The organism is Chromobacterium indicum (assembly GCF_039708975.1).
GTDB classification, from domain to species: Bacteria; Pseudomonadota; Gammaproteobacteria; order Burkholderiales; family Chromobacteriaceae; genus Chromobacterium; species Chromobacterium piscinae.
Genome location: NZ_JAYFSJ010000001.1, coordinates 438,902 through 452,440 on the forward strand (window position 1 = coordinate 438,902; position 13,539 = coordinate 452,440).

The window sequence follows — 13,539 nt, forward strand, 5'->3', positions numbered from 1 at the left end:
AATGCCGTCCGCATCATTCAGGCGCCGGTGCCACAAGCAGGAGGAAGAGCTATAGCTGTAATACCGGGATAACGCTGCGGCCGGGGCCGTGAACGCGACAAGTTAAAGCTTAGACAAGCGAAAGGGCGGGCGAAATGGAAAAACACAGGATGCTGGTGATCGATGACGACCCCATTGTGAGCCAAGTCATGCAGATGTTGTTCGAGGCGGAGCTGCATCTGACCTGCAAAGTCACCGGCGACGAAGGTTTGAAGGCGGTGGCGGAAGAAAAGCCGGAGATCGTGCTGCTGGACATCGAAATGGAGGGCATGGATGGATATGAGGCCTGTCGGCGCATCCGCCAGCTGGACCTGCCATTCCAGCCTTATATCATATTCGTGTCGGCGCATAGCGATCCGGTGAAGCGGCTGGCCGCATACAGCGTGGGCGGCGAAGATTTCGTCAGCAAGCCGCTGCAACCGGAAGAGTTGGTCCGCAAGGTGGAGCAGGCTTTGAGTTACCGACGGGAGATACACGAGCTGAAGAGCCAGGCTCGGGGCGCGATGTCGGTCGCCATGTCTGCGATGACCGACAGCAGCGCGCTGGGCATTTGCCTGCAGTATTTCCGTCGGCTATTTCAGGCAGTCGACTCCGGGCAGCTGATGCGGACCACGCTGGACGCGCTGGGGGAGTTCGGACTAGCCGCATCGGTGCAGTTCCGCGACAACGGCGAGGTGAAAACACTGAGTTCCGAATCAGGCAATAGCCAGTTGGAATCGCTGTTGCTGCAGGATCTGTCCGCTGAGCGGCAGCACATCGTCTGCTACGACAGCCGTTGCGCATTCAACTACGGACCGGTGTCCTTGCTGATCAACAATATGCCGGTGGACGACATTGAGCGCTGCGGCAAGCTTAAGGACTATCTGGCGTTGATGGCGGAGGGCGCCGCGGAACGGGCGGAAGTCATGACTCAAGACGGCGCTGCGGCTGTGCAGGATCAGGCGGGCGCCACGCTGGCCGCCATGATAGAGAGTCAACGCGCAGGGCAGGCCGACGCGCGCGCGCTATTGGACGCGATGCGAGCCCGCATGGAGGACATGCTGGGCAATGAGCCTCGAGCGGCGCTTTTGCTGGGCTTGGTGGACGAAGCGCAAGACTCGCTGGGCAAGCTTCAGCTCCAGCAAGTGAGAGAACTCGAGTCGCTTGGGCGGCGGCTGAGGGGCGTCGCGCTGCGAGAGTAGCGCTTAAATTCCGTAGCGCGCAGCCGTCCTGGCCGCCGACAAAACCTCCGGGCGTGCCCGAGTCAAAAACCGCCGACGCTGATGAAGCAAGCCGCGCGGCACGTTGGCGCGTCGCTGTTTTTGGCACTGCCTGTCCGGCAAGACATCCACTCCGCATGGGTAGAGCCGCGGCCCAATTGCAAACAGGTTTCAGATTGGTTGCCGCAGGCGACATGGCCGCGATTGAGCCAACTCGATCTCTTTCCTCTCAAGCCCGGACTGCGCATGAGCCGCCGTCACCGGGTTTCGAGACCGCGTTGCCGTAAGCCATCGCACTCGCAGGAGCCAATCTGCTCAGCCTGATATGGCCCGAGAAGCCAGGCTGTCTGGCTCGCCTTCTCGGTTGAGCATGGGTGCGATGATGTCCTGCGCTCAACCCGGCGGCCAGTTAATGGTTTCGTATTTGAGAGAGCGGGGAGCCCGCCTGCTCGACAGGCAACTTTCACTGATACGCATTCGAGAAATAATTCCGATAAGTATAATTATAGGAAAAATTTAGCCGCATTGATAAATTTAGAATGTAATACGTAATATATTTATTTACCAGCATCTGCTACACTCCAGGCCGAACATAAAGTGCGCAAAGGGAAGCCAAAGTGACGGCCGATATTTATTCGCGGATACGCCAGGCGGCGTTCGAGCTGGTGGCGGAAGGGGTCTGGCCCACCGTGGTAGACGTGCGAGCCCGTCTTGGCAGCGGCTCCAACACCACCATCAACAACACGCTGAAAACCTGGCGGCAGGAATTCCTGAGCAAAGTGGCCGTTTCCTCAAGAAGGCCGGACTGGCCTCCCGCGCTGGCCGAGGCCTTTGACCAGATATGGCAGAAGGCCTGCGATGAAGCCGATCAACAGCTGGCCTCGGTTCGCGAGGAGGCCGAAGCCGAGGCGGAGGCGCTGGGCAAGCAACTGGCCGAACTGGCGCGCAAGCACGAACAGGCCGAGGCTGAAACGCAGTCGCTGCGGCATGAGCTGGAGTTGCGCGCCGCGCGCCAAGTCGAACTGGACAGCTTGCTGCAGCGGGAAAAACTGCTGACCGAATCGCTGGAGAAGGAACGAGCGGAGCTGCAAGGCGCAGCCGCGCAACTGCGCGACGAACTGAAACAGGAGCGCAAGCGCTCGAATGAGCGGCTGGAGGAGCAGGAAAGCCAGCATCAGCAACAACTGCAGGCCGAGCGGGAAGAGTCGGAGCGCAAAGAAGCGCTGGCCTACGAGCGACTGGAGGGCCTGCGTGTCAGGCTGTACCAGCAAGTGGAGGAAGAGCGCCGGGACATGAAGCTGCAAACGCAAAAACTGGAGGACGCGCTGAGCCAGGCTCGGCAAGATGCCGCAGCGGTGGAGCATCTGTGGCGCGAACGCCTGCTGGAGCGGGAGCGGGAAAACGGCGGATTGCAGGCTCGGCTGGAGCTGATGGCGCAAAGAGAAGAAACACTGCATCAGGAGGCGCAAGCCCGGCAGCAAGCGCTGGATGCCGGCAACGCCCAATTGCAGGAACTGGCCGCGCGATGCGCCCGCCTGGAGGAGCGGAGCAGGCAAGAGCGCGCCAGGGGCATGGAGCGGGCGTGCGCAGCCTGGGAGGCCGGGGGGCGGCCGGCGCCGGAGCAAACTCTGCGCGACTGGCTCGGCGAGCAGCTCGCGGACTGACCAGGCCGCCTGTCCGTCGGAACAGGCGGGATCGACAGAAATCGCGCAGCCCTTGTCTATGCTGAATGAGTTTCGCCCACTCACATCAGGGAGTCGATATGACCATGCAAGGCTATGCCGTACTCTACTCGGCGCTTGTCATCGCGCTGTTCGCCGCCGTCGTCTGGAAAACGGATATCCTGCGCGATCGCGGCCCGCTCGCGCCCGGCGTCGCCAATGGGCAGCAAACCTTCAGCCTGGCGCGCAGCCAGCTGATCTGGTGGACCTTCCTGGTCGCCGTGATTGCCGGCTGGACGCTGCTCACTACCAATAACCTGCCCGCGCCGACACTCGAGCTGCTGGGTTTGCTGGGCATCAGCGTAGCCACCTCCGGCGCGGCTTCCCTGATAGACGCTCCTTCGGGCGCACTTCCGGCATCGGCGCAACGCTCGCGCGGCTGGCCGCAGGACGTGCTGGATGACGGACAGGGCGTGTCCATTCATCGTTATCAGGCCCTGCTGGCCAATGCCGGCATAGGTGTCGCGTTTTTGTACAAGTCAGTGCAGTTGCAAAGCTTCTATCCGATAGACGCAAGCTGGCTGGTCGTTTTGGGCCTGAGCAGCGCCACCTACGTCGGCATGAAGTCCAGGGAGGGTGGAGCGATGGCCGCGCAGGTTGCCCCCATCCCGGCGCAACAAGCGAGCGGCCCGGCTAGCGCGCCGCCGTCCACGCCGGCGGTGCCAGCCTGAAACCAGCCGTCCAACCGGTCAAATTTTCCGCCCCGCATGGTCAGCCGGGCGGCAATCTCTTACAATAACGGTCGATTCAATGGCGGTCTCCATGCGCGAATGCGTGCCCGGAGCCCGCTTTTTCATTACGGAAAGACCAAATGGAACCTGTACGACTGTCCAAGCGAATGGCCGAATTGGGGCTGTGTTCGCGCCGCGAAGCCGACAGCTATATCGAGCAGGGCTGGGTCAAGGTGGATGGCGAAGTGGCCATCCTGGGCCAGAAAGTCCTGCCGCACAACCAGATAGAAGTCGACAGGAAGGCACAGGATGCGCAGTCTGCGCGCGTGACCATCCTGCTGAACAAGCCGGTCGGCTATGTTTCCGGCCAGGCCGAGGATGGCTATCTGCCCGCCGTGGCGCTGGTGAAGCCGGAAAACCGCTGGGCCGAAGACGGCAGCCGCAAACGCTTCCAACCGTCGCACCTGCGCGGCCTGGCTCCGGCGGGCCGGCTGGACATCGACTCCGTCGGCCTGCTGGTGCTGACCCAGGATGGCCGCATCGCCAAGCAACTGATCGGCGAACACTCCGAGGTGGAAAAGGAATACCTGGTGCGCGTCGAGGGCGAGCTGTCGGCCGATGGCCTGAAGCTGCTCAACCACGGACTGTCCCTGGATGGCAAAAAGCTGCTTCCCGCCAAAGTCAGCTGGCAAAACGACGATCAGCTGCGCTTCGTGCTGCGCGAAGGCAAAAAGCGCCAGATTCGCCGCATGTGCGAGCTGGTTGGCTTGAGAGTGATCGGGCTGAAGCGCATCTCCATCGGCAATGTCAAATTGGGCAACCTCCCCACCGGACAGTGGCGCTACCTTAGAGACGACGAGCAGTTTTGACTAGAGGCGGGAGAGTGGGCATGTTCGAATTCTTGCTGCGCAAACTGGGATGGGATGCCGCCAGCCGGCAACAGGCCCGGGAGCTGGCGCGGCAAGTCGAGCAATTGCTTGAGGCTTGCGACCGACGGCTTTGCCTGCTGCCCGGGCATCAGCATGCGCTAATGCCTGGCATGCGCATCGCGCAGTCCTACCTTGCCGCGCTGAGCGACAAATTGCCCCCGGCGCTGGAATTGTCGCTACAGAGTTTTGCTCGCGATCCCAGATTGGGCCTGCTGTTCGCCGGCCCATCCAGTCTGCTCGACGTCCTTGAGGGCAGCGAATCCTTGCGGGCGTTTTTCTCATCAGCCTCGAACGGTGATGAGGCCTGGGCGCTGATGACCATGCAGCGCAGCGAAACCGCCAGATTCGGCGTCGCCATGGAAAATGGCGAGCTGCGCAACGATGTCGCCCAGACCGTCGTCAGCTTCGACTGCCATGGATTGCAGCTGCCTTGCGCCAGCGAGGAGACATTCCGCACACAATCCGGAGAGCGGGCGCTGCACGTACTGACGGCGGTCATCGCCCGCCAGCTTGGATTGCTGGAACAGACCCGGCTTCAGCTGGAGGCGGAATTGGGGCGCCTGCAATTGCGCAGGCTGACGCTGCAATCCCCGTCGCGGATCGTGGTGGATGGACAGGGCGGCGACGATCTCCCCGATACGCTGGCCGATCTGGACAAGCGCCTGTCGGAAGTGCGCCCGCAACTGGAAAGTTTGCGGGAATTGAATAGTCTGGAAGGGGCTCTGGACACGGTTCGCCATGTGCTTGAGCACCCGGGCGACTACTTCAGCCTGGAGAACGTGACGCTGCGTCTCAATCGGATGGGCATCAAATGCGAATCCGGCGAGGATGGCGCGACCACATTGCAGCTGGAAGAGCTTGTTCTGGGCCGGGAGCGGCCAACCCGCAGGGCGCTGATGCCGGTGAAAATTCACCGGGAGAGCATTGCCGAACTCCGCCGGCAATTTCGCGATTGACAAGCCCCGGGCCGGGCAGCTCCGCTCGCCAAAACCATTACGGCCGCCCGCAGACGGACTATGCTGAATATGGAACAAGTTTCAATCGGCCTCAGGGCGGTCGGTTGAATCTGCCCCGACCTTCTGGCCGGGGCTTTTTTCTGTCCAGACATCCTCTTGCCAAAAGAATGGCGACGCCAAATACGGAATGCCTGGCGACTGCGATAGAATTTCCACCTCATCATTTCGGAGCCGGCAATGAAAAAAACGATATGGGCGTGCATGTTGGCATGGTGCGGCCTAGCTTCGGCCGCGAGCCCGGAGGCGCCTCCTCTGAGCGGGCATTACTATCTGCAGGACGTGAGGGAGGTCGGAGCGGAGTTGTTGCTGAAGCCGGATGGCAGCTTCGAATGGGGAATGAGTTACGGCGCCGTCGATCAGTACGCCCAAGGAAGCTGGAAAGCGCAAGGCGGCAAGGTGGAGCTGCATAGCGCCGCGCCGGAAAAAGCGCCGGTTTTTCGTCCGTTCCGCGATGAGGAGTTTCGCATTCGCCGGCCTGCGGAAGAGGGAAGCTGGCTGGCGATCGTCGGCATGCCCGGCGTAGGCCCGATGGCCGGCGTGGAGATCAGTTTCCAAAGCCGATCCGGCAAGGTGCTGACGGCCGTCACCGACCGCAATGGCGACGCCATGGTCAGCGCGCCGGAGGGAGAGGCGTGGAGCAAAGCGGGCTTGCGCCGGAATGGCGGCAAGGATCAGCCGCAATGGTTCGATGTGCCCGAGGAGCGCTCCGCGCAGCGCCTGGCCGCCTTCGCCGTCGACGATGCCGCCTACCTGAGGCAGCCGCCATTCCAGAACCTGATCCTGATGGCGCGGAAAGACGGCAAGCTAGAGGTCGATGACGGCGCCGGACGCATGGTCTATGCCCGCCAGGATGCGGGCAAGGGAGAATAAAAAACCGCCATGGAGACAGGGGGCTGCATAACCATGGCGGCGGTAAAGTCGAAACGCGCGATGATCAATAGCTGAGCGCCGTAGCAGCGGCGCTGGCGGCCGCGTGGTAGTTGCAGCCGCCCCCCTGCTGCAGAACGTTTGCGCTCCAGGCAAGCGAGGCCGGGTTTGAAATGATCTGCTTGTTGATATCCAGCAGCTGGATATTGCCGAAGCTGATCACTCCGTCGGCCGGATAGTTTTGGCAATTGGCGACGCCGTACACTTCCAGCACGCCGCCAAATGCCCAATTGAAGCTCTGGCCATAATTGCTGGTATGGCTCAGCGTGGTCAGCGTATTTTGCGTGGCGTCGCGCGTTTCCACATTCCAGGAGCCGCAAGCGGCCGCGCCGGCCGCGCAGTCATGCCAGACCCGGCCCGCGATCAGGTCGCCGCTGCTTGCCGCGCGAGGCGTGCTGTAGTTCGCCGCTCCGTTTCTGCAGCAATTCCAGCTGGCGATCGTCCAGGCCTGGTCGCCGAAGGCATTCCAACCCAGCACCGGCTGCAGAATGCTTTGCACATTGCGGCTGTCCTGCAGGCCGGGAAAGAAATAGATCACTTGTCCGTTGCGGCTCGCCGGCGCGGCGGGAACCTGCCAGCTGGCGCTGATTCCGGCGTAGGGAGACGTGGCGACCAATTCCGAATCCTCCACCCAGCCGTTGATTGCCGCCAAAGAATCCGCAGCGCGCGGAGCCTTTGTCGCGGGGCCGGTCGCTGCTTTGGCCTTTCCTTGCGCATCGAAATGCGCGCGGCTGGCGCAGGCGGGCGGAGCATTGGCATCCATCAGTCTTGCGCCGTCCACCACTTCGCGGACGCAGGAGGGGTGGAAGTAGCCAAAAGGCGTAACGAGGTAGTTCTGCGGCACGCCGGCGGGGCGAGATCCCGCATTTGCCGTGGTCGGCGAAGCCGCCCACGCGGATGAGGCCGCGAGGGCGGCCGTCAGCAACAATATGCGGTTCAGCAGGCTTGTCAGCAGCTTCATGCGTCTCTCCCTTTGGAGCAATCCGGTTTCCGGGCTGCGCTCTTGAATGAGAGTAGATGGCCGAATTTGAAAAAGACCTGTCCGATGGTCCAGACTCGCACGAACTGTTGCTGATGCTGATGGTTTGGCAAGGACATGGCAGTCTCGCCGGCGCGACGCGCTGGCGAGACTGGAGGGATGTCAGTTCAGCGGAGACAAGGCCTCGATCAGCGCCACTTCTTGCGCGTAACTCAGCCCCTTCATCTTGGAAAGCAGCGTCTCGGCGTCGATCTGGTGCTGTTGATCCAGCTCGTCTTCGATGATTCTGGCCTCAACGGCCAGCCAGACGCCGCGGCAGGAGGCCGCGCTGTCGAAATGGATGCCGGCGATCACGCCCGCAATCAGCCGCAACTCGTCGTCGCTGAACATCCGCGACAGCTGCGCCTGCTCGCGGCGAACGATTTCCGCGTAACGGTCGCACATCTGCTGCACCCGCTCCGCGTCGCCGTAATGCGCAGGCTCGTTGACAGCGCTGATCTCGCCGCCATGATGGAACCAGGCCTCGATCAGCGGACGCAGCTGCGGCAAGTCCTCATGCCAGACGCGCGCCAGTTCTTCGCGGAACTCGGCGTTGTCGGTAAAGGACAGGTCGTCGAACGGCATTGCCGGCAGCACGTTCTCGTCCAGCGTGCGCTTCCCGACCCAGATGCGCCCCTCGTCATCCACGCGGGTTTCCGCGCGCCAAACGGCCTGCTCTTCGGTGGCGAGATTGTCGACATGAATTTCGACATAGGGCAGGGCGACACCCTGGCCTTCATCCTCGCTGACGAAGCGCAGCGTGATGTCGAACAGTCCGTGCTTCATCACCTCCAGCAATTGCAGGCCGCCGTCGTGGCCGGCCAGGATGTAGCGGTTTTCATCTTCGTATACCGCGACTTGCCCGGTAGCGGCGGCGGGGTGGATCAGCCGAGCCTGCAACGCGCCAGCCAGCTCATTCACGTCGTCATGGTGGATGTCGTAACCGGTGCGGTAGGCCTCGCGCTCATGCCATAGTGCGTTCCAGTCGTACATATTGCGTGTTCCTTGTTGCCAGATGGCCGGAAGTGTAGCGCCAAACCGCGGCCAGGACTAATCCCTGAAAAATACATGCGGCCTTTACAGGATTGTCATCTGTCTTTACTGAAATTTTCTCGGTGTGGTTCTACCATGCTATAATCTTTCGATTTTTCTGTTTTCAGAATTCCAGCCGAAACACGCTAAACATGACCCGACAAATCCGCAACATCGCCATCATCGCCCACGTCGACCATGGCAAGACCACCCTGGTCGACCAACTGCTGAAACAAAGCGGCACCTTCCGCGAAAACCAGCAGGTCGACGAACGCGTAATGGACAGCAACGATCTTGAAAAAGAACGCGGCATCACCATTCTCGCCAAGAACACCGCCATCAACTACGAAGGCGTGCACATCAACATCGTCGACACCCCGGGACACGCCGACTTCGGCGGCGAAGTGGAACGCGTGCTGGGCATGGTTGACGGCGTGGTGCTGCTGGTCGACGCGGTCGAAGGCCCGATGCCTCAGACCCGTTTCGTAACCAAGAAGGCGCTGGCCCTGGGCCTGCGCCCGATCGTGGTGATCAACAAGATCGACCGTCCGGGCTCCCGTCCGGACTGGGTGGTGGACCAAACCTTCGACCTGTTCGACAAGCTGGGCGCCACCGACGAGCAGCTGGACTTCCCGATCATCTACGCATCCGGCCTGTCCGGCTTCGCCAAGCATGAGCTGGAAGAAGAGTCCAACGACATGCGTCCGCTGTTCGAGACCGTGCTGAAGCACGTGCCGACTCCGGCTGGCGATGCGGAGGCCCCGCTGCAGCTGCAAATCTCCGCCCTGGACTACTCCACCTACACCGGCCGCCTGGGCCTGGGCCGCATTCTGAACGGCCGCATCAAGTCCGGCCAGCAAGTCGTGGTGATGAACCATGAAGAGCAAGTGGCCACCGGCCGCATCAACCAGGTGCTGGGCTTCAAGGGCCTGGAGCGCGTGGAAGTGCCGGAAGCGGAAGCCGGCGATATCGTGATCATTTCCGGCATCGAAGACATCGGCATCGGCGTGACCATCTGCGACAAAGAGCAGCCGGTCGGTCTGCCGGTCCTGTCCGTGGACGAGCCGACGCTGACCATGGACTTCATGGTGAACACCTCGCCGCTGGCCGGCACCGAAGGCAAGTTCGTGACCTCGCGCCAAATCCGCGACCGCCTGAACAAGGAACTGCTGACCAACGTGGCGCTGCGCGTCGAAGACACGGCTGACGCCGACATCTTCCGCGTATCGGGCCGCGGCGAGCTGCACCTGACCATCCTGCTGGAAAGCATGCGCCGCGAAGGCTTTGAAATGGCCGTGGCCAAGCCGCGCGTGGTGTTCAAGGAAATCAACGGCCAGAAGTGCGAGCCGTACGAAAACCTGACCATCGACCTGGAAGACGACCACCAGGGCGGCGTGATGGAAGAAATCGGCCGCCGTCGCGGCGAGCTGACCAATATGGAATCGGACGGCATGGGCCGCACCCGCCTGGAATATCACATTCCGGCTCGTGGCCTGATCGGCTTCCAGTCCGACTTCATGACCATGACCCGCGGCACCGGCCTGATGAGCCACGTGTTCGACGATTACGCGCCGGTGAAGCCGGATCTGCCGGGCCGCCACAACGGCGTGCTGATCTCGCAAGAGAACGGCGAAGCCGTCGCTTACGCGCTGTGGAAGCTGGAAGACCGCGGCCGCATGTTCGTCTCCCCGGGCGACAAGCTGTACGAAGGCATGATCATCGGCATCCATAGCCGCGACAACGATCTGGTGGTGAACCCGGTCAAGGGCAAGCAGCTGACCAACGTCCGCGCCTCCGGCACTGACGAAGCCGTTCGCCTGACCACGCCGATCAAGCTGACGCTGGAATCCGCCGTGGAGTTCATCGACGATGACGAACTGGTGGAAATCACGCCGAAGTCCATCCGCATCCGCAAGCGCTACCTGCAAGAGCATGAGCGCCGCAAGATGGCCAAGGTGGAAAGCATCTAATCCGGACATCCTCCGGAATGAGCAAAGCCCCGCGCAAGCGGGGCTTTTGTTTTGCAGGCTAGTTCGGCCTGGCCAGAGCGTCGCTCAATTGGTCGAACAACTGGCGATAGACGGCCTGATCGCTGCAAAGCAGCGTTCTTGAGTTGCCGTTGCTGTCCCAGATGGTCTGGCGGATATTCGCCCGCAGCAGCATCTGCCTGGGCTGATTACCGGGACGCATGGTCAACAACACTTCGGTGGTTTGATGGTCCGGCTTGCCCGGCAGCGGGAATTTCAATTTCAACAGCCCGCGCAGCACCTGGCGCGCCTCGCTGATCAGCGCTTCATCCTTCTCCGCTCGGATCACGCTGTAATCGGCATCAACAACCACCCGCTTGTACCTCAAACGCTCGAACGCCTTGCGGCCAGCCTGCAGCGCTGCCGCCGCGCTGGCGCCTTCCAGCCGCGCATCGCGCGCCTGCAGATAGTTGCGAACATCCTCGCTCGAAGGCTCCACCCGCACCTGAGTGGAGCTGTAGCGCAGGACGCGGCCGCCCTGGCCCTGAATTTGTTCGTTATCGGCCGCCCAGACCACCAGGCAAAACGTTAACGGCAGCAAGCAGAATATGCGCTTCATTGGCGGCCTTCATCAACACAATGACATGCCATTCAATCGAAAATTGATGACGATTGCAATCAGAGCCGTCGTCGCCTCATTTTTAGACGATGGGCACAATATATTGATCACACTCAAGTTCTGGTACCATATTTTGAAGAAAAACCAGCCCGCCACCTGAATAAATCGCCTACAGTATTGACGATTTCAGGGCCTGCTTGGCGCAGGCGTGTTCTATATGGCCGGAATTGGCCAAGAGTCAGGAGAGAACCAGGCGATGCTGCAAGTGAGCAAGCGCGACGGCGCGGTAGTGGGATTCGACATCGGCAAGATCGCCAACGCCTGCCAGCGGGCCGCAGCGGCAGCCGGGCATGCGGAGCCAGCCAGGCTGGCATTGGAAATCGCAGCCCAGGTGGAGCGCGAATGCCGAGAGCTGGCCCAGAACGGCCGGTTGGACATCCCGGCCATCCAGAAACGGGTGGAGGACGCGTTGATGCAGAGCTACCCGGAGGTGGCGCGCGTCTACATCGAATACCGTCACGACCGCGAAACGGTGCGCGCCCGCGGCTCCGAACTGCACGCCAAGCTGATGGGGCTGGTACACAAGACCGACGAGGAAGCCACCACCGAGAACGCCAACAAGGACGCCAATGTTTTTCCGGTGATGCGCGACCTGATGGCCGGCATCGTGTCCAAGCAGTTCGCCGGCAATTTTTTGCCCAAAGACATCCTGACCGCCCATAACGCCGGCGACATCCATTTTCACGACCTGGACTACTCGCCCTTTCTGCCTTTCACCAACTGCTGCCTGGTAGATCTGAGAGGCATGCTGGAGCAGGGCTTCCGCCTGGGCAACGCGCAGATCGAAAGTCCGCGCTCGATCGGGGTGGCCTGCGCAGTCACCGCGCAAATCATCGCCCAGGTGGCCAGCCACCAGTATGGGGGCACCACCATCCCCAATATCGACCAGACGCTGGCCCCCTACGTGCTGAAAAGCTATCGCAAGAACCTGGACGTGGCGGAACAGTACGGCATCGCCGAGCCGGACCGCTACGCGCGCGAGCGTACGGAGAAAGAGTGCTACGACGGCATCCAAGCCTGCGAATACGAGATCAATACCCTGTTCAGCTCCAACGGCCAGCAGCCTTTCGTCACTTTCTCCTTCGGCATGGGCACCGCTTGGGAGGAGCGCATCATCCAGCAGGCCATCCTGAAGGTGAGGATCAAGGGGCTAGGCAAGGAAGGCATCACGCCGGTCTTCCCCAAGCTGGTGATGTTCATCGACCGGGGCATCAATCTGCGGCCGGAAGATCCCAATTACGACATCAAGCAGCTGGCGCTGGAGTGCACCTCCAAACGCATGTATCCGGACATCATCTCCGCCGAGTTGAACCGGCGCATTACTGGCTCCTCGACGCCGGTTTCGCCGATGGGTTGCCGCAGCTTCCTGCCCGCGTGGCGGGACGAGGCGGGCAGGGAGGTGCTGGACGGCCGCAACAATCTGGGCGTGGTCAGTCTCAACCTGCCTCGCATCGCCATTGAGGCGAAGGGCGATCAGCAGGCGTTCTGGGCGCTGCTGGATTCGCGCCTAGGCTTGTGCTTCCGCGCGCTGATGTTGCGGCTCGACCGGCTGCGGGGCGTCAAGGCCAACGTGGCGCCGATTCTCTACACCGAGGGCGCGTTCGGCATGCGCCTGAGGCCGGATGAGGACATCATGACGCTGTTCGAGGGCGGCCGCGCTTCGATCTCGCTGGGCTATATCGGCCTGCACGAGGTGGGCACGCTGCTGTTCGGCTCGCACCCTGCCGACAGCCCGGAGGTCCGCGATTTACTGCGCCAAGTGGTCGGCCGCATGAACGCGGCGGCGGCAGAATGGAGGCGCGAGACCGGCTTCGGCTTCTCGCTGTACTCGACGCCCAGCGAATCGCTGTGCCACCGTTTCTGCAAGCTGGACCGCGAGCGCTTCGGCGATATCGCTGAAGTGACGGACAAGGGCTATTACACCAACTCCTTCCATTTAGACGTCTTCCGCAAGGTCAATCCATTCGAAAAGATAGACTTCGAGACCGGCTATGCCGAGCTCGCCACCGGCGGCCACATCACTTATGTCGAACTGCCCAATATGAAGCACAACCTGCAGGCGTTGGAGCGGATCTGGGATTACGCGCTGGAGCGGGTGCCTTATTTCGGCAGCAACACGCCGGTGGATTCTTGCGGCGCCTGCGGCTTCATGGGGGAGGCGAAGGCGGATGCGGACGGTTTCTGCTGCCCGCAATGCGGCAACCGCGACAGCGCCTCGCTGTCGGTGACGCGCCGGGTGTGCGGCTATCTGGGCAGCCCCAACTCGCGCCCGTTCAATGCCGGCAAGCAGAAGGAAGTGATGCGCCGGGTCAAGCACTTCGGCGGCGAACACTGAGCGCGG

11 protein-coding genes are annotated in these 13,539 nt (G+C 61.8%); 8 read left to right on the forward strand and 3 right to left on the reverse strand.

The features are described from left to right. Positions 1 to 149 precede the first annotated feature (149 nt). The 6 genes from VA599_RS02195 to VA599_RS02220 all read left to right on the forward strand — a co-directional run bounded on the left by VA599_RS02195 (position 150) and on the right by VA599_RS02220 (position 6,445). Complete coding sequence (locus tag VA599_RS02195) at positions 150 to 1,220, forward strand: response regulator (RefSeq protein ID WP_346787513.1); 1,071 nt, start codon at positions 150 to 152, stop codon at positions 1,218 to 1,220. A 635-nt stretch (positions 1,221 to 1,855) separates the two neighbouring features. Then, the gene (locus VA599_RS02200) at positions 1,856 to 2,902 is read left to right on the forward strand and encodes a DNA-binding protein (RefSeq protein WP_346787514.1); all 1,047 of its coding nucleotides are present in this window, start codon (positions 1,856 to 1,858) and stop codon (positions 2,900 to 2,902) included. Between the two features lie 98 nt (positions 2,903 to 3,000). Continuing rightward, entirely contained in the window at positions 3,001 to 3,630 is a 630-nt protein-coding gene (locus VA599_RS02205) for a hypothetical protein (RefSeq protein ID WP_346787515.1), read from the forward strand. Positions 3,631 to 3,770: 140 nt separating this feature from the next. After that, on the forward strand, positions 3,771 to 4,499 hold the full coding sequence (locus tag VA599_RS02210; protein WP_021476193.1) for a pseudouridine synthase: 729 nt from the start codon (positions 3,771 to 3,773) through the stop codon (positions 4,497 to 4,499). A 20-nt stretch (positions 4,500 to 4,519) separates the two neighbouring features. Next, positions 4,520 to 5,515: a hypothetical protein gene (locus VA599_RS02215; RefSeq protein WP_346787516.1), complete on the forward strand. Its 996-nt coding sequence runs from the start codon at positions 4,520 to 4,522 to the stop codon at positions 5,513 to 5,515. A gap of 237 nt (positions 5,516 to 5,752) precedes the next feature. Continuing rightward, positions 5,753 to 6,445 (forward strand): hypothetical protein, encoded by a 693-nt coding sequence (locus VA599_RS02220; protein WP_346787517.1) that lies wholly within the window; start codon positions 5,753 to 5,755, stop codon positions 6,443 to 6,445. Between the two features lie 64 nt (positions 6,446 to 6,509). Here the strand turns inward: VA599_RS02220 and VA599_RS02225 are convergent, their stop codons facing one another. Both VA599_RS02225 and VA599_RS02230 read right to left on the reverse strand, forming a co-directional pair. Further along, positions 6,510 to 7,463 (reverse strand): hypothetical protein, encoded by a 954-nt coding sequence (locus VA599_RS02225; RefSeq protein ID WP_346787518.1) that lies wholly within the window; start codon positions 7,461 to 7,463, stop codon positions 6,510 to 6,512. A 180-nt stretch (positions 7,464 to 7,643) separates the two neighbouring features. Continuing rightward, entirely contained in the window at positions 7,644 to 8,513 is an 870-nt protein-coding gene (locus VA599_RS02230; RefSeq protein ID WP_346787519.1) for a hypothetical protein, read from the reverse strand. Between the two features lie 191 nt (positions 8,514 to 8,704). Between VA599_RS02230 and typA the strand changes: the two genes are divergently transcribed. Further along, complete coding sequence (gene typA / locus VA599_RS02235; RefSeq protein ID WP_104947196.1) at positions 8,705 to 10,522, forward strand: translational GTPase TypA; 1,818 nt, start codon at positions 8,705 to 8,707, stop codon at positions 10,520 to 10,522. A 58-nt stretch (positions 10,523 to 10,580) separates the two neighbouring features. Here typA and VA599_RS02240 read toward each other — a convergent pair whose 3' ends face one another. Continuing rightward, on the reverse strand, positions 10,581 to 11,138 hold the full coding sequence (locus VA599_RS02240; RefSeq protein WP_346787520.1) for a hypothetical protein: 558 nt from the start codon (positions 11,136 to 11,138) through the stop codon (positions 10,581 to 10,583). Positions 11,139 to 11,355: 217 nt separating this feature from the next. Here VA599_RS02240 and nrdD point away from each other — a divergent pair, with 217 nt between their 5' ends. Then, positions 11,356 to 13,533 carry an anaerobic ribonucleoside-triphosphate reductase gene (nrdD, locus tag VA599_RS02245; RefSeq protein ID WP_346787521.1) on the forward strand — a complete coding sequence of 726 codons (2,178 nt, stop codon included), beginning with the start codon at positions 11,356 to 11,358 and terminating at the stop codon, positions 13,531 to 13,533. Positions 13,534 to 13,539 lie beyond the last annotated feature (6 nt).